The sequence below is a fragment of the Mycobacterium helveticum genome (assembly GCF_007714205.1).
Taxonomy (GTDB): Bacteria; Actinomycetota; Actinomycetes; order Mycobacteriales; family Mycobacteriaceae; genus Mycobacterium; species Mycobacterium helveticum.
In genome coordinates, this window is record NZ_VMQU01000044.1 from 1 (window position 1) to 14,871 (window position 14,871).

A 14,871-nucleotide genomic window follows, 5' to 3' on the forward strand; every position below is an offset into this window, starting at 1 on the left:
GCCTGCTCTTGCTGCTCGTAGTTGCTGGCGTCGCGGATCAACCCGTCACGCACCCCGTGGAGCATGTTCACGATGTTGCGGAACGCCTGGTTCATCTGACCCATGGTGTCGTAGGACGTCGCCTGGGCCTGACCGCTCCAGCCCGCACCGGCAATGTTCATCGACGACGCCCACATCTTGCGGGCCTCGTCCTCCACCGTCTGCGCGTGCACCTCGAAACGACCCGCCATCGCCCGCATCTCGTGCGGGTCAGTCATAAAACGTGTTGGCATGTTGCCTGGTCTCCTTACTGGGTTTGTTTACTTGGACTCGTCAGTTAGCTTTGTTGTTGTCGGCGGCTAGCGGAGATCCGCCGATCAGCGGTGAAACACCAACATCTTCATTCCCCCCTCCGGTTAGCCGGCCGCCGGGGAACGCGGTATCACGCCGCTGGTCCGTGGCACGTCGAAGCGAGGTTCGGCTTCGCCCTGCCATTCACTCCATTGGGCCCATTCGTCCCATTCGTCCGTCTCCGCGGTGATCGCGCCGGGCACCGGCTCCTCGATCGGCATTTCGGGAGCGGCCACGCCCTCCTCCGGCTCCGGCGGAGCCCAATGGTCGTAGTCATCGGGCGGTACGGCCACACCCCAGGTGAGCGGCACGGACAATCCGCCGAGCATGCCCGACTCGCCCCGCTTCGCCGACACCGAATCGTCCGGCAAGGGCGGACCCAGAGGCAAAAGCACGGTGCCCCCTTTCATAGCCGTTCGAACTCTCGAACCCGGCGGCGAACCGCCACCGAGCATTGCGAGAATCGTAAGTCAATTCTCGGGACAATATCCGGGATTTCCCGATTTCGCTCGCCGAACGGGATGCGACGCCGTTGTCGCACCGCGCGGTTGTCGCACCGCGCGCGAACCGCGTGGGCTCCCCCGATAAGCCGAAGGCGCGGGTAACACGTCGCTCCCGAAGTGTTACCCGCGCCCCGTAGCTCATGGTCAGGCCCAGCTGGACCCGACGGCGCTGTCGGTGCTGGCCATGTTGGAACCGGCGCTCTGCACCTTCTGGCCGTGGGAGTTGGCCTGCTCGTAGATCACCTGGAAGTTGCGACCCAACTGGGTGATGAACTCCTGGCAGGCCACCGAACCCGAACCGCCCCAGAAGTCACCGGCGGCCAGCACATCACGAACGATGGCCTGGTGCTCGGCCTCCAACGAGGCGGCCTGCGCGCGGATCGTGGCGCCGTGAGCGTCCACATCCCCGAACGAGTAATTGATGCTCATTGCTTAGCTCCTTCGAAAGTGTTGGATGACTGCGGTTTTCGCTACTAGATGCCGAGGATCTGCTGCGAGGCCTGCTCTTGCTGCTCGTAGTTGTTGGCGTCGCGGATCAGCCCGTCGCGCACCCCGTGGAGCATGTTCACGATGTTGCGGAACGCCTGGTTCATCTGACCCATGGTGTCGTAGGACGTCGCCTGGGCCTGGCCGCTCCAGCCCGCTCCGGCGATGTTCATCGACGACGCCCACATCTTGCGGGCCTCGTCCTCGACGGTCTGCGCGTGCACCTCGAAACGGCCCGCCATCGCCCGCATCTCGTGCGGGTCGGTCATGAAACGTGTTGCCATTTTGCCTATCTCCTTGTCGTTCTTGTTTTTCGAGCCTTGGATTGGTCGAAGTCTTCAGCAGTCGCGGTCGCTGCGGCGGTGGCCGCATCCCGGACAGATTACGGCCTGCCGGTTAACTGCTTGCCCCACATGGATGCCGTGTCGCTGCTTTTCCGGTCTCAGACCACCACCTGCTTGGGCATGACGATCGGCTTGAAGCCGTAGCGCGGCCCGGCCCCGTAGGCGCCGGCGCCCTTGGCCGCCGCCGCCATCCCCGGCATGCCGGGCATCGCCGTGACCGGCTCGGCCGCCTCGGAGGCGACGGTCCAGCCCGAGCCCTCCAACGGGGCGGTGGAGGAGGCCAGCGTCGCCGGGGCGGCCGCCGACCAGCCGGCCGGCACCGACAGACCGCCGACGGCGGACGCCTCGCCGAGACCCGCCGACACCGCGCCGCCCAGGCCCAGCGGCGTGGTCGAGCCCACCAGCGACGTTCCTATCCCCAAGCCGGCACCCAGGGGCGTGACGTCGTCGACGGTGACACCCAATGGAGCGCCGGCAAGGAAGTGGCCGAGCAGCGGGAAGGTCGCGGTGATCATGGCGACGTTCCATGCCGCGGTGACACCGATGTTGTAAATGACATTCTGGACGACCGGAATCGAGGCGAAATCGGCAATCGACGGGATCTGGCCGTTGAGGGTCAGAATCGAATTCAGTGAGCTCTGCAACTCGGAGAAGCCGGTCTGCAGGCCCGAGATGGCAGAACCGAGGCCCCCCTGCGCGGGCGCTGCCGCCGCGCTCTGGGCTGTCGTCGCGGCTTGAATACCGGCCGCGGCCGGGTTGGTGGCCGGCGTCTCGGGCGCGGTCGGCTGAAGCACCCCGGCGGCCGTCGAGGCGGCCTGGTAGGTGTACATGGTGGTGGCGTCCTGGACCCACATCTCGGCGTACTGGGCCTCGGTTGCCATGATTGCCGCCGTGTTGATGCCCAGGAAATTGGTCGCGACCAGCGCCGTCAGCTGCGCACGGTTGGCAGCGATCACCGGCGGCGGCACCGTCGCGGAGAACGCTGCTTCGTACGCGGCCGCCGACGCCGTCGCCTGGGCGCCTGCATGTTCGGCCGCCGCCGCCGCGGTGGTCAGCCAGGACACGACGGATTCGGCTGAGGCGGTCGCGGCTGTCGACCCCACACCCGTCCAGTGCTCGGTGGTCAGCGTCGTGACGATCGACTCCCATTGAGACGCTGCGGTGCCCAGCTCCGCGGCCAGGTTGGACCATGACGCGGCGGCGGCCATGAGCGGTCCGGAGCCCGCGCCCGAATACATGAGCGCCGACGTGACGTCCGGGGGTATCGCTCCGAAATCCATAACCATGGGGGTCTATCCCTTTCCTCTTAATTAGCTGAATTTGGCTTCGTGTTGATCAGTTGTGCAGCGCGGGCGCTGTTGCCGCCTAGACGGTCGCCGGCTTGGGCATGACGAGGGGCTTGACGCCGTAGCGTGGCGCACCGAAGCCGGCGCTGTTACGCGCGGCCGCGCCCAGCCCGGGCATGCCGGGGACGGCCACGCCCGGACCGGACTGCGGCGCTCCGGCGGTCCAGCCCGCAGTCGGCAGGGCCATCGGGTCCATCGGGGTGCTACTCGACACCGTCGTGACCGTGCCGGCCCAGCTCGGCGGCACCGACAACTTGCCGACCATGGTCGCCGAACCCACGCTGGCCACCGGCATCGCACCGATGCCGGCCACGCCGGAACCGACGGCCGGCGTCGTCGCGCCCGCGAGGTCGGCTGCGCCGGCAAGGCCGCCGAGGTCGACGCCGGCCTCTTCGGGAGCCGATATGGCCGAAAGAAGGCCGCCGCCCCCCATCCCGATGGTGTCCGAGTAGGCCGAGGCCCAGTTGCCCATCTCGTCCATGCCGATGGTGGTTCCACCACCCGAGGGGCTGAAAAGCCCGTTGCTGCTGCTCAGGAAGTTGTAGGCCTGGTTGATCAATGAGGCTGGGTCCAGGGACTGCTGGGCCGTGTTGCTGGCCTCGGCAGCTGAGTAGGTACCGGAAGTCTGGTTCAGCGTGTTCACATACTGCTGCTGTTCGGTCTGAGCTTGAGTTGCCGTCGCCTGATACTGAGTGCCGTACGCCGAGAAGAGCGCCGCCTGCTGCAACGACACCGGGTCAGCGGCTGCCGGTGCGATGGCCGTGGTCGCCGCCGCAGCGCCCGCGTGCTGCGCGGTCAGCGAACTGACGATGGCCTCCAGCTGCGCCGCCGCAGCGGACAATTCTGCGGGCAGTGTTTTCAGAAATGACATCCGTTCCTCCGTCGTGTCAAAATCGCTGGCCCTATGCGGCCGATCGACCCTGGGTGTTTGCCCAACGACTGCTGTGCATTGGCGTAAGGCTAACGATCCACGTCTCCACAGTCGCGGCCGAAAAGAGCGCGCTGGCAGCCGTTTACGCTTTTTTAACGATGGCGCGGGCAGTTTTAACAAGTCGCCGTCGAGCGACATAGCGCTGTCATGTGGCCAGGGCGGCAGTACGGGGTATACGCGGCTCAGCGGCGGGACAATACTCGAAGCGCGGCCGGGTCGCATGTTGGGGTGCGGGCCGGCCTCGAGGGGGATGCGATGCCCCCGGCCCCGTTCGCGCGCGCTACATTCGCCGCCGGGCCCCCATAGCCCAATTGGCAGAGGCAGCGGACTTAAAATCCGTCCAGTGTCGGTTCGAGCCCGACTGGGGGCACGCTGACGAACGGGCTGGTGACGCCGACGCCGGCGGTATTGTCCGGGGGACCCGCGGCGCGGCCGAGCATGGCTTTTCGGGCGGTCAGCGTGAAGGAAATCAGGGGAGCGCTCCGGCTGTTGCCGGTGGTGGCAACTACACCGTCGAGGCCGTTGATGACGGGTTGATCGGTGCGTCCACCGAGGCGGGGCGCGGGGTGTGCCGCAACGGGCATGGCGTGGCGCGCGAGCAGCTGGTCACGATCGAGGAGCGGATCACCCCGGCAAGCGGAACGCGGCCCCGCCCGAAGATCGTGAGTGAGAAAGAATCTCCACGACGGAAACGTCAGGCAATCCGGTGTGGCAACGAGCCACGGTCCACGTTGCCGCCGAAACAATGTTGCCGCCGAAACAATGTTGTCTGCTCGCCGAGCGTGGCTCCGACAAACTCTTTATCGTTGCGGGATGAGCCAACCCGGGCAATTCGATCCCCTCCGCTACGAGAAGATGTATCGCAATCAGCAGTCCGCGAACGGCTTGCCGGCGGCCACGCCGTGGGACATCGGCGGCCCGCAGGAGATCGTTAAGCAACTTGTTGCGTTGGGTGCGGTCAAGGGCGAGGTTCTTGACCCGGGTACCGGTCCGGGGCATCACGCCATCTACTACGCCGCAAAGGGGTACTCGGCGACCGGTATCGACTCCTCACCGGCTGCGATCGAGCGGGCAAAGGAGAACGCGCGCCGCGCAGGGGTTTCGGTCAACTTTCAGGTGGGTGACGCGATAAGGCTAGACGGCCTGGAGAACCGCTTCGACACGGTCGTTGACTGCGCGTTCTATCACGTGTTTTCAGACGTGCCTGAGGCGAAGCGGATTTATGCGCAGGCTTTGCATCGGGCGACCAAGCCCGGAGCGCGGCTCTACATGTTCGAGTACGCCCACTACAGTGTCAACGGCATCGTTGCTCCGCGTTCGGTGTCCCTGGACGACTTCATACAGATGTTCCCCGACGCCGGTTGGCAGCTCACGTATCTGGGGCCGACCACGTATCAGGTCAACATGAGCATGGAATCCTTCGACATGATGATCGCCCGCAATCCCGATAAGGCCGAGCAGATAAGGTCTTTCGTCGAGGGGTTTCGGTTGATCGAGCCCTGGCTGACCAATGGCCTCGCGTACGCACCGTTTTGGGAGATGCACGCCACCCGGGTGGACTGATCGCAGACGAAGAAGCTCAGGAGCCGGCCGGCACCGGGGCAGCGACGAGGTAACCGGCAAAGGAGAATGCGGTGGAACGCTCTACCCGCGATTCCCGGCGCGGAAATCGAATTGAGGTTTTTTCCCGTGCGGTCCCCGGTGTCAGCGTGGCGGGAAGGTGTAGCCCAGGAACCGATTGTTCCACAGAGGGATTGGGTGTTGTGCGGCGTTGGGGGCGTCGACCGGTTTGGGTGGTGATTGCGGAGTTCGAGCTTGCAGGGTGATGTTTTTGTCGATGTTGAGCATGATGCCGCCGGAAAGGGTGTGCCGCGTCGCGTTGCCCAAGCGCCGTCGGAGTGCACCGCCGGGACCAATGCTCGACCCGCCGACGAGAGCCTGGTGAAAAGGAAATTATGAGCGAACCGTCCCAACCGGACCAGCCCGCGGGCCGCCGCGAAGTCCGATCAGGCGCAGTGCCTTTGGAACTGCGCGACCGCCGGCACTGGCGGCATTGCGCCGCGCTGTGTGTTTCCCGCGGAATCGCAGCACTCCTCCTCGCGGTGCTGCTCGCCTGGCTGCTGCCGGCTCGCTCCTGGGACGTCGCTTCCCAAGCCGCCCGCCTTCCATGTCTTGCCACTTTCGTCGCCGTCTTCGTCGTCCTGTGGCAGTCGCTCGTCATCCGGAGCCGGGCGCGAGACGACGTCAGGGAAGCGCATGAGCGACTGCGGCGTGAGCTTGAGGCGGCCGAGCAAAGGTCGGCCAGAGAGCTGGACAATGCGCGCGAGCTACACCGAATCGAGCTTGAAGCACAGCGGGAACAAGCTCGCATCCAACGCGTCCATCTGCGCGAACAAGAGTTCAAACTCGCCGTGATTCGGGTGTCTCGCGCGGTCAACGACTACACCCTCGAGCTGTCAAGACTCACGGAGCGGGGACACAAAGTGGTGACGATGCCCGAGAAACAGGAACGCGAGGACGCACTTGCGGCGAACAGCAAGAAACTTGACTCCCTTCTCAAGAATATGCAGCTGGAAATCTCGGCGGCGCAAATGTTTACCCGTAACAAGGCGCTTCATGATTCCCTTGACGCGGTGAACGCCACCACGGTACTCGGCTCACACGCTGAGGCGATGTTCCGGGAAGCGGTGATCCGTAACTGCACCATGCCCCGCTCGGTCGTGGAGGCAATCTTTCGGGCAATGACGACGATGCAGACGGCGACAGGCAACATCCGTCGTCTGGCTGGCGACCTGCTGGAAACCGGCTGGGAATGATCGCGCCCCGGTTGGGAACGGGCACCAGCACCCACGCCCGAACGATCATTGGGATTCGGCAAACCGGCCCCCCGTCGATGCCCCCGCCGGGCGGTGGATCTGCGCAATGATCGCTCCACCGCCCCGAAAACATGGACCTGAAAACATCAGCAAGAAAGGTAGTTCAGCGTGAATTCTCCTCCCTCACATCACAAGGAGAGTCCGGTCTTCGCGGCCGACCGCGGCGCCTTCTGGCGTCAGCTGCGCGGCCTGGGCCGGGTGGTGAAAATCGAAGCCGGCAAACCCATGCTGCACGGCTATTACCTCACACGGCGCGACGATGTGCGGGCAGCCCTGCTCGATCCGGGCACGTTTATGTCGCCGCCGAAAACCTTTAAGATCACCTCGTTCGGTGTACCGCTTCCGCAGGTGCCGTTGTCCTGTGGAACGCGAACGGATCATGCCCGTTTCGGTCGTGTCCTCCATCCACTCTTCAGCCCCAAAGCATTGGCCCCTTTTGCTTCGGGCTTGCGCGCGCAGGCCGCGGCGCTGATCGGCGGGGTCACCGGCGCAGGGCAGTGTGATGCGACCGGCCTCGCCGATGCATACGCCTGCCAATCGCTGCTCCTGGTCTGCGGTTTGCCGTCGGACGACGAAAGTGCGGCACAGTTGATCCGGGCCGCAGTGATCGGTGACTTGGACGGGACGGCCGAACTTCAACTCTTCAACTGGCTGGATTCCGCGCTTGGGGACGGGCTGAGAAAGCCCCGTCGGCCGCCCGGCGTTCTCTGGCCGCTCCTCGAGGGACGAGCCCGCGACAAGGATTTTCCGCTCAGCCGGGCCGAGGTGGCTGCCGTCGTCCTTCTGTTGTTCTCGGTTGCAGGCATTGAAATGGTCGCGGCGGCGATTTGTTTCTCGCTTCTGCGTCTCGCGCGCGATCCGCAACTACAGGCCCGGTTGCGTGAAGACCCAGGCCAGATCCCGGCGTTCGTCGAGGAAATGTTGCGGTTGGAGGCACCAGGGCCGGCCATACCGCGCGTTACCACAAGAGAAGTCGAAGTCGGCGGCTTTACGATCCCGGCGCACAGTGTGGTGTGGCTGGCCTTGGAAGCAGCGGGCCGCGAGAGCGGAGGTGATGAGATAGCAACGACCAGCGATGGAACCATTCTGCGCCAACGCCATTGGGCGTTCGGCAGCGGTATACACAGATGCTTGGGTATGCACCTGGCCCGTATTGAAATTGTTGAGTTCCTGACCGCGTGGTTGGGGCGCGTACCGCAATTCGAACTGGAATCTGGCTTCGTGCCAGCCATTAGACATGTACCGACTGGCGTGACTCACCTGGGCAGCCTAATGCTGCGTTGGGAGACATCCCCATGAGGAGTTCGGGATCATCCGCGAGACCCCGGCGCGTGCATCAGCGGAGTGTGATGGCACGTCGGCGTCGCCGACACGACAGCACCACAGCGGATGAATCGGTGCGCACACGCGGTGGCGGGACTTCAACGAAATCTCTACTGCGGGTGGATCCGCAGGTGGCACCAGCATCAACTGGCGCGCCACGGCCGGTGTCGCGGTTCGTCATCGACATCCACCACGATGTTGCGTTGGCGCGTTCCTACTTCGGATAATCTTCTTGATCAGGAGTCAAACACTCGGGCGGCGTCGCAGTGAGGTCAAGAAAAGCACCTGGCCGACACTTCTGATGGTCCTGCTCCTTGCCATCGGCGCAGACGTAGTATGCCTGTGAATCGTCCGGGTCCTGCACATACTGGAGCCCGGCGCCGTCAGGGCACGTGAACTCGCCGGCCGGGGAGATGCGGGGCGGCTGCGCGTGCGCCACAGCTGAACTCGCCAAGCTCACCGACCCGATGCCGGCAATAGCGGCGCCGATAGCGGCGACCCGTCTAGCCTTGAAGGACATCATCATTCGCTGTTTCATCCCTGCGTTATTGGTCAGTGGGCTAACCATCAGTATTTTGCGGCAACGTGTCCGGGTTGTCCAGGGCTGGTCATTTACCGCTGGACTTCGACAGGTAGTCGGGGCAGTAGACGCTCGATGCGATCGCCGTGAACCTAGTCGCGCCGGCAAGGCCGAATCCTTGATTCAGAGTCATCACCTTTTTGATGACGTCGATTTCCTTCTGGCCCGAGTCCATCATGTCGCACGCCGTGTGAGCGGCCGCGACGGCGGCAGGCCCGTTGGTATAGGTGATGCTTGCTTGGCTGAGCTGGCTCAGAAAGCTCCCATCCAGACCCGGGTCGATGCTGCTCGGCTCGGCCTGCGCCGGCACCGCTGCGCCGACGACGGCGGCTAGGTTGGCCAATACCATGAGGAATCGCACCGTCTTATCATCCTCCACGACGCCGTGGTTGTCTTGTCGAGTGTGATGGTCCTACGTCCTGACGGGACCCCCTGCCAGTGCCCGGCAGATCGTTGCGACCCCGGACCGCTCATGGTGTACGTCGATGAGCCGCTGGATCAACGGTGCGGCAGGTTGGGCTCTCGCGCGAGGAAAGTCCCTTCTTTTCCGGTCGAAGTAGTTCGGGCCTATCGCGCTGACGGCGTAGGAGTTCCCGAGACAGGTTCACCAGCTTCATCGGGCAGCTGTAGCGGTGGCCGCATTCGAGGATGATGATGGTGAGCAGGTTGGTGTCGACGGTGCCGTTCATCTCGGCCAGGCGGGTGTCGCCATCGGTTTGAGCACGCGAGGTCAACGGCAGGTCGAACGGGCCGTCGGCTAGCGGGCCGTCGTCGGGCCACCTCGTACGGCACGTGATTGTTGATCCATCGTGTGGCTGATGCGCACCCGGAACTGGTGAGCGGTGCCATGCGCTGACTGACTGAGTTCATCTGTGATACAACGTTTTTCGAGCCACTACGCCGGCGGCGATGCGGGCGCCGGCGAGTTCGGTGTCGACACGAGCGGTGCGCCGGAAATAGTGGAGCGGTTTGTCGTCGCGGATGATCTCCTCGATGGCGCCGGGCAGCAGCGACGGATCGGCGTCGCGACGCAGTCACGAGAGCCGGCCTGCCCACCTGATGCCCTGCAGCGCCCTCATGGAGCCTCATGAGTCGCTGACCGTCGAGGATCGCCCGCCTCGGCTGCTCCCAGTTGTGCGGAATTATGTCGTACGATAGCGACATGACTACGACAGAGGCGGACCTTGGGCAGCTGCTCGGCCAGGTCAATCAGGTCACCGCGCTGTTGCAGCGCTCGGCAACGGTGCCCGATGAGGTGGGTCAGTTGATCGACAGCTTCGAGTCGGCGTTGGGTGCTGCGACTCCGCTGCGCCTGCAGGCCGACCCCTACCTGACGACCACGCTGTGGGCAGCGGCTTTCCGGGCGGAGAAGGCGCTTCGCCATGATGATGCCGCGCAGCGACGTCGCGATGTTCGCGTTGCGCTCGAGCAGTTGCGCCATGCCTTGCGCGACCTCACCGAAGATCGGCCGTACGCCGATGATGCGCCGGTGCGGGAGGTGCTGAACCGCACCGTCGGCATTCTTGCGGCACCACAGAAAACGCTGGCCGACCTTCTCGGGGTGTCGGTCCGTCAGCTGCAGCGCTGGCTCGCCGACGACGGCAGTGAGCCGGGATCAGATGACGCGGCGCGTATTCGCGCGGTGGGACAAGTGGTCAACCAGCTGCGCCATTCGTTCACCGGTCCCGGGGTGCTGGCGTGGTTTGGCCGCACGCATCCCGAGTTGGGCCGGCCTCCGGTCGAGTTGCTCGATGACCCGCTGTGCTACCCGCGGCTGTTGGCGGCCGCGGCCGGCGCCCGCGCGATGACGGCGTGAGACTCACGGCATTTCGGCACGCGGCTTACGACTCGCCGTGGTGGGCGTTTCCCAGTTCACGCTCCGGTCGTTTCCACCGCGCACGCAACCAGACCGTCCAATATCTGAGCCTTCATCCGCTGGGCCCTGCCGCGGAGCTGCTGCGCCACAACGTGGGCCCGACGGGTGATCCCGACGAGGTCGTGTTGAACCTGTGGTCGGCGACGCTGGAGGTGGACCCGATACGGGTCGACTTTGACGACTGCGCCGCCTATGGTCTGTCCGCCGACGAGCTGGTCGGCCAGGACTACGCGCCCACCCAGGCGTTGGCCGATGCGGTTCGCGAGAGCGGAGCCGACGCGATGACAGTCCCCTCGGCCGCGCTGCCGGGCACCTATAACCTGATTCTTTTCGGTATCCGGGTACTTAATCCCTTTCTGCGCCAGCCGCTTACCCCCGAGGAAGTGCCGACCGGACACCTCACCGACGCCGGGCGCGCCCCGGCTGAAGTGGCTGCCCACGTGCGATGGTTCGGCGCTCCACATACGGCAGCAGAGCAGTGGAAGACCACCGGCACATACGATCTCTTCGACGATCCGATCGCGACACGATGGTGAATCTTCTGCTGCCGCGGCAGCAGAAAAAATCGGCTTTGACACGGGCAATGCTGCCTGAAACGCGGTGAACTGGGTGATCCCCCTGATCGCTCACAGCGATTGCAGGAAACCGACGAGCGCGTCGTTCACATCGTGGGCACGCTCCTGCTGAACCCAATGCCCGGCGCCCGCAAGCAATTCCATACCGCGCAGATTCGGCAGCGCGGCTCGCATGCCCGCCAACGCCTCGTCGGTGTTACCGGCGATCAGGTCATGCTCGCCGGCCAGGTAGAGCGCCGGCGCGCGGATCGTCGCACCGAGGAACGGCGCCAACACCGTCGGCAACGCGTTGATGTTGCGGTACCAATTGAGCCCACCACGAATCCCGTTGCGCGACAACTCGTCAACATAGAAGTCGACGTCGTCTTCGCTCAGCCAGGCGGGCAGCGTCGCAGGAACCGTCAGTTGGTCGATGAAACGCTCCCCCGAGGCGAAGTACCCGTCCCAGCCTCCGGCCCGTTTCTCGTCGGCGACGATGTCGCCGCTGATCGTGTAGAAGAACCCGCGCACAAAGCGATCGAGGTCCGCCTCGATCTCGGCTTCGGCCCGGCCCGGTTCTTGAAAATACAGCCGGTAGTAGTCGCGTGCGCCGGCGTTGGCCCGCATCAGATCGTTCATCGTCAGGCCCTCCGGCAAGCCGGGTATCGGCGGCGTGTACGGGACGCTCAGCGCCGCCACGGCGCGGAACAGGTCCGGGCGCATCAACGCGCTGTACCAGGCCACTGGCGCCCCCCAGTCGTGGCCCACCACGACTGCCTGCTCGGCACCGAGCGCGCCGACCACACCGACGACGTCGGCCACCAGGTGCGACAGGGTGTAGGCGCCGATCGCCGCCGGCGCGCCGGTCTGCCCGTATCCGCGCATGTCCATGGCGACCGCGCGGAATCCGGCGGCGGCCACCGCGGTGAGCTGATGCCGCCACGAGTACCACGACTCCGGGAAGCCGTGGCAGAACACCACCAGCGGGCCGTCGCCGAGGCAGACGGTGTGGATCGAGATGCCGTTGGCGGCGACGTCGGCGTGCTGGAATTCGGCGTTCACGACGACCGCTGCTACCGGGCCCGCTGGGCCGCGCGGAACTCCTCGGCGTACAGGTCGGTGAAGTTGGGCTCGCCGGTGTGTGCGGTCAGTCCGCCGTCGGCGACCAGGTTGTGGCCGGTGATGAAGCTGGCGTCGTCGGAGGCCAGAAACGCGATCACGCTGGCGATCTCCGCGGGCTCACCGACACGCCCCATCGGGATGTTGTGCTCGTAGACCGGCTTCATGTTGGGGTGGTCCATCATCCCGCCGGGGTGGGTGTTCACCGGCCCCGGGCAGACCGAGTTGACCCGGATGCCTTGGCGCGCATGGTCGATGGCCATGTTGCGGGTCAGGTTGACCACGGCGCCCTTGGCGGCGCAGTAGGCGACCAGGCCGTAGTTGCCGGCCAGTCCGGAGATGGACGCGGTGTTCACGATGTTGCCGCCGGTGGCGATCAGGTGCGGTATGGCCGCTCGCGATCCGAAGTAGACCGCGTCCAGGTTCACCGCCATGATGCGGCGCCAGTCGGCGGGCTCGACGTCGACGACGGTGCCCATGGTGATCGCGCCGGCATTGTTGACCATCGTGTCCAGCCGTCCGAAAGCCGCCACCGCGGCATCGACGAGGTCACGCACCGCGGCCTCGTCGGTGACGTCGGTGACCCGGGTGACGAGCCGATCATCGAATTCGTCGGACAGGCGTTGCAGGCCTTTGGGGTTGACGTCGGCGGCCACCACCGACGCCCCTTCGTCCAGGAAACGACGTACCGTGGCCGCGCCGATCCCGTGGCCGCCGCCGGTGACGACGACCACCCGTCCGCTATGCCTCGTGCTATCCACGCGCCACCGCCGCCCGTGCCGCGTCGGCGATGTGCCGAGCGGTCATGCCGAGCAACTCCGCGGTGAAATCCGGCGATCCGAAGGGCGGGAACGTGTCCGGGACGCCGATCGGCGTGACCGGTACCGCGAGCCCCCGGCGTGCCAGCGCCTCGGCGGTGGCCGAAAACAACCCGCCGATGATCGAGTGGTTCTCCGCGGTGACCAGCCGTCCGGTGCGTGCCGCGATGTCGGCCACCGCGTCGCCGTCGAACGGTTTGATGGTGCTGACCCGCAGCACGGTCGCGTCGATGCCGTCGCCGGCCAGCGTGTCGGCCGCGGTCAACGCCTCGGGCACCCGGTCCCCGCTGGCGACGATGCCGACGTCGGCGCCGTCGCGCAGCACCGCGGCCTTGCCGAGTTCGAACGGCGGCAGGTCCGTCGTGCGGCTCGCGGCGGGCCGGTCGAAGGGCTGACGCAGGTACACCGGCCCGTCGTAGTCGAGCGCCACGGTCAGCGCCTGCGCCGCCTCAACGGGATCGGCGGGGTCGATGACCACCATGTTCGGGACCGCCCGCCACACCGCGAGGTCGTCTATCGAGGTGTGCGACGGGCCGAACGTCGCGGAGATGCCCGGCGTCGCGCCGACGAGTTTGACATTGGCCCGCGGCAGCGCGATCTGCATGATCGCGCAGTCCGCGGCACGCCGCCCCAGAAACACCGCGAAGGAGGTGGCGACCACGGTCAGCCCGGCGCGGGCCAGGCCGGCGGCGGTCAGCATCAGGTTCTGCTCGGCCATCCCGACGGCGATGTAACGGTCCGGGAACGCGGCGGCGAACGCCGACAGGTCGGTGTACTTCTTCAAATCCGCCGACACCGCGACGATGTCGGTGCGGCGGGTCGCGGCGTCCACCAGTGCGCGCCCCCAGGGCCCGGCCTTGACCCGCATGCCCATGGCCGCGGCGGCGCCGGCCGATGCGGCCGTCACAAGCCCGCCTCGATCTCGCGCTGCACCGCGGACCACTGATCCGCCGGGATCCGCACGAAATGTGCGTTGCGGCGGGCTTGCAGGCTCGCCGCCCCATGCGCGAGGCGGGTGTGCGCGATGACGGCGCGCGGCCGGTCGCCGCCGTCGTTGCGGGCCTTGGCGAAAACGTCCAGCAGCGCGTCGATGTCGTTGCCGTCGACGTCGGCGGCCCACCACCCGAACGCGCGAAATTTCTCCGCCAGCGGTTCGACCTCGAGCACCAGTTCGCCGTCGGCTTGGGTCCGGTTGACGTCGACGACGCAGGTGAGATTGGCCAGGTTCCGATCGCCGGCGAACATCGCCGCTTCCCAGGTGGAGCCCTCCTGCGTCTCGCCGTCCGACATGTAGTTGAACACCCGCGCCGGGTTCCCGAGGTGGCGCAGGCCCCAGGCGAGTCCACCGGCGACCCCGAGGCCGTGCCCCAGCGATCCGCCGGCGAACTCCACACCCGGCACGTCACCGGGTTCGGCACCCAACGTCAGCGGACTTCCGTCGGCACCGTACGTCTCCAGTTGGGCCCGCGACAGCAGGCCGTGTTCGGCCATGGCGCAGTAGTGCGAAAGCGCGTAGTGGCCCACCGACAGCAGCAACCTGTCGCGGGACTCGTCGTCGAGAGCGGTTGGCGACCAGTGCATCTCATGGAAATACAAGACCGCGAACAGTTCCGCCGACTGCAGTGCCTGGCCGATGTAACCCTCTCCCTTGCCGCGCGCGGCGGCGACCGCATGCAGCCGTAGCCGCCGGGCGATAAAGGCAAGCTCGGCGGCACCGCATTGTCGAGCGCACAGGTCGGCCATGGCTCGAATACAAGCAAATACGGTGAGTAGCCGTCAATCGGA

The 14,871-nt window shown here is 65.8% G+C and carries 19 protein-coding genes and 1 tRNA gene; 6 read left to right on the top strand and 14 right to left on the bottom strand.

Going from position 1 to position 14,871, the window contains the following annotated elements; translation table 11 throughout:
* The 6 genes from FPZ47_RS12265 to FPZ47_RS12290 form a co-directional block, all read right to left on the bottom strand.
* A partial coding sequence (locus FPZ47_RS12265; RefSeq protein WP_145039444.1) for a WXG100 family type VII secretion target occupies nucleotides 1-272 on the bottom strand: 272 nt, incomplete at its 3' end.
* A gap of 123 nt (nucleotides 273-395) precedes the next feature.
* The gene (locus FPZ47_RS12270) at nucleotides 396-725 is read right to left on the bottom strand and encodes a hypothetical protein (protein ID WP_246133624.1); all 330 of its coding nucleotides are present in this window, start codon (nucleotides 723-725) and stop codon (nucleotides 396-398) included.
* A 252-nt stretch (nucleotides 726-977) separates the two neighbouring features.
* Nucleotides 978-1,262 carry a WXG100 family type VII secretion target gene (locus tag FPZ47_RS12275; protein WP_144945806.1) on the bottom strand — a complete coding sequence of 95 codons (285 nt, stop codon included), beginning with the start codon at nucleotides 1,260-1,262 and terminating at the stop codon, nucleotides 978-980.
* A 44-nt stretch (nucleotides 1,263-1,306) separates the two neighbouring features.
* On the bottom strand, nucleotides 1,307-1,603 hold the full coding sequence (locus tag FPZ47_RS12280; protein WP_144945803.1) for a WXG100 family type VII secretion target: 297 nt from the start codon (nucleotides 1,601-1,603) through the stop codon (nucleotides 1,307-1,309).
* Between the two features lie 158 nt (nucleotides 1,604-1,761).
* A complete protein-coding gene (locus tag FPZ47_RS12285; RefSeq protein ID WP_246133203.1) occupies nucleotides 1,762-2,943 on the bottom strand; it encodes a PPE family protein in 1,182 nt (393 codons plus the stop codon).
* Nucleotides 2,944-3,028: 85 nt separating this feature from the next.
* A complete protein-coding gene (locus FPZ47_RS12290) occupies nucleotides 3,029-3,880 on the bottom strand; it encodes a PPE family protein, SVP subgroup (protein ID WP_144945797.1) in 852 nt (283 codons plus the stop codon).
* Between the two features lie 356 nt (nucleotides 3,881-4,236).
* On the opposite strand from FPZ47_RS12290, the gene FPZ47_RS12295 reads away from it, so the two are divergent.
* Together FPZ47_RS12295 and FPZ47_RS12300 are read left to right on the top strand one after the other, a co-directional pair.
* Nucleotides 4,237-4,310 (top strand) — tRNA-Leu (locus FPZ47_RS12295).
* A gap of 443 nt (nucleotides 4,311-4,753) precedes the next feature.
* Nucleotides 4,754-5,503: a class I SAM-dependent methyltransferase gene (locus FPZ47_RS12300; RefSeq protein WP_144945794.1), complete on the top strand. Its 750-nt coding sequence runs from the start codon at nucleotides 4,754-4,756 to the stop codon at nucleotides 5,501-5,503.
* 141 nt (nucleotides 5,504-5,644) lie between these two features.
* Here FPZ47_RS12300 and FPZ47_RS12305 read toward each other — a convergent pair whose 3' ends face one another.
* The gene (locus tag FPZ47_RS12305) at nucleotides 5,645-5,827 is read right to left on the bottom strand and encodes a hypothetical protein (protein ID WP_144945791.1); all 183 of its coding nucleotides are present in this window, start codon (nucleotides 5,825-5,827) and stop codon (nucleotides 5,645-5,647) included.
* Nucleotides 5,828-5,895: 68 nt separating this feature from the next.
* Here FPZ47_RS12305 and FPZ47_RS12310 point away from each other — a divergent pair, with 68 nt between their 5' ends.
* A complete protein-coding gene (locus FPZ47_RS12310; RefSeq protein WP_144945788.1) occupies nucleotides 5,896-6,756 on the top strand; it encodes a hypothetical protein in 861 nt (286 codons plus the stop codon).
* Between the two features lie 168 nt (nucleotides 6,757-6,924).
* A complete protein-coding gene (locus FPZ47_RS12315; RefSeq protein WP_144945786.1) occupies nucleotides 6,925-8,115 on the top strand; it encodes a cytochrome P450 in 1,191 nt (396 codons plus the stop codon).
* A gap of 238 nt (nucleotides 8,116-8,353) precedes the next feature.
* Here the strand turns inward: FPZ47_RS12315 and FPZ47_RS12320 are convergent, their stop codons facing one another.
* From FPZ47_RS12320 to FPZ47_RS28915, 3 genes are all read right to left on the bottom strand, one after another.
* A complete protein-coding gene (locus FPZ47_RS12320) occupies nucleotides 8,354-8,677 on the bottom strand; it encodes a hypothetical protein (RefSeq protein ID WP_144945783.1) in 324 nt (107 codons plus the stop codon).
* Nucleotides 8,678-8,747: 70 nt separating this feature from the next.
* Nucleotides 8,748-9,068 (bottom strand): DUF732 domain-containing protein, encoded by a 321-nt coding sequence (locus FPZ47_RS12325; protein ID WP_144945780.1) that lies wholly within the window; start codon nucleotides 9,066-9,068, stop codon nucleotides 8,748-8,750.
* 121 nt (nucleotides 9,069-9,189) lie between these two features.
* Nucleotides 9,190-9,453: a hypothetical protein gene (locus tag FPZ47_RS28915; RefSeq protein WP_210419890.1), complete on the bottom strand. Its 264-nt coding sequence runs from the start codon at nucleotides 9,451-9,453 to the stop codon at nucleotides 9,190-9,192.
* 428 nt (nucleotides 9,454-9,881) lie between these two features.
* Here FPZ47_RS28915 and FPZ47_RS12335 point away from each other — a divergent pair, with 428 nt between their 5' ends.
* Together FPZ47_RS12335 and FPZ47_RS12340 are read left to right on the top strand one after the other, a co-directional pair.
* Nucleotides 9,882-10,535, top strand: a complete 654-nt coding sequence (locus tag FPZ47_RS12335; RefSeq protein WP_144945777.1) for a hypothetical protein — start codon at nucleotides 9,882-9,884, stop codon at nucleotides 10,533-10,535.
* Nucleotides 10,532-11,131 carry an RES family NAD+ phosphorylase gene (locus FPZ47_RS12340; protein ID WP_168209429.1) on the top strand — a complete coding sequence of 200 codons (600 nt, stop codon included), beginning with the start codon at nucleotides 10,532-10,534 and terminating at the stop codon, nucleotides 11,129-11,131. The genes FPZ47_RS12335 and FPZ47_RS12340 overlap by 4 nt, the downstream gene beginning before the upstream one ends.
* Before the next feature lie 90 nt (nucleotides 11,132-11,221).
* On the opposite strand, the gene FPZ47_RS12345 is transcribed toward FPZ47_RS12340, so the two are convergent.
* From FPZ47_RS12345 to FPZ47_RS12360, 4 genes are read right to left on the bottom strand one after another with little or no spacing between them, the layout of a single operon-like run.
* Nucleotides 11,222-12,211, bottom strand: a complete 990-nt coding sequence (locus FPZ47_RS12345) for an alpha/beta fold hydrolase (protein ID WP_144945771.1) — start codon at nucleotides 12,209-12,211, stop codon at nucleotides 11,222-11,224.
* An 11-nt stretch (nucleotides 12,212-12,222) separates the two neighbouring features.
* Complete coding sequence (budC, locus tag FPZ47_RS12350) at nucleotides 12,223-13,029, bottom strand: meso-2,3-butanediol dehydrogenase (protein ID WP_144945768.1); 807 nt, start codon at nucleotides 13,027-13,029, stop codon at nucleotides 12,223-12,225.
* Nucleotides 13,022-13,993: a transketolase family protein gene (locus FPZ47_RS12355; protein ID WP_144945765.1), complete on the bottom strand. Its 972-nt coding sequence runs from the start codon at nucleotides 13,991-13,993 to the stop codon at nucleotides 13,022-13,024. The genes budC and FPZ47_RS12355 overlap by 8 nt, the downstream gene beginning before the upstream one ends.
* Nucleotides 13,990-14,829 (bottom strand): transketolase, encoded by an 840-nt coding sequence (locus FPZ47_RS12360; RefSeq protein ID WP_144945762.1) that lies wholly within the window; start codon nucleotides 14,827-14,829, stop codon nucleotides 13,990-13,992. Before FPZ47_RS12360 ends, FPZ47_RS12355 begins: the two co-directional genes overlap by 4 nt.
* Nucleotides 14,830-14,871: the final 42 nt, after the last annotated feature.

Coding starts and splice junctions, on each gene's coding strand:
- FPZ47_RS12275 (WP_144945806.1), bottom strand. CDS start 1,262: ATGAGCATCAATTACTCGTTCGGGGATGTGGACGCTCACGGCGCCACG.
- FPZ47_RS12280 (WP_144945803.1), bottom strand. CDS start 1,603: ATGGCAACACGTTTCATGACCGACCCGCACGAGATGCGGGCGATGGCG.
- FPZ47_RS12285 (WP_246133203.1), bottom strand. CDS start 2,943: ATGGATTTCGGAGCGATACCCCCGGACGTCACGTCGGCGCTCATGTAT.
- FPZ47_RS12290 (WP_144945797.1), bottom strand. CDS start 3,880: ATGTCATTTCTGAAAACACTGCCCGCAGAATTGTCCGCTGCGGCGGCG.
- FPZ47_RS12300 (WP_144945794.1), top strand. CDS start 4,754: ATGAGCCAACCCGGGCAATTCGATCCCCTCCGCTACGAGAAGATGTAT.
- FPZ47_RS12310 (WP_144945788.1), top strand. CDS start 5,896: ATGAGCGAACCGTCCCAACCGGACCAGCCCGCGGGCCGCCGCGAAGTC.
- FPZ47_RS12320 (WP_144945783.1), bottom strand. CDS start 8,677: ATGAAACAGCGAATGATGATGTCCTTCAAGGCTAGACGGGTCGCCGCT.
- FPZ47_RS12325 (WP_144945780.1), bottom strand. CDS start 9,068: ATGGTATTGGCCAACCTAGCCGCCGTCGTCGGCGCAGCGGTGCCGGCG.
- FPZ47_RS12335 (WP_144945777.1), top strand. CDS start 9,882: ATGACTACGACAGAGGCGGACCTTGGGCAGCTGCTCGGCCAGGTCAAT.
- FPZ47_RS12360 (WP_144945762.1), bottom strand. CDS start 14,829: ATGGCCGACCTGTGCGCTCGACAATGCGGTGCCGCCGAGCTTGCCTTT.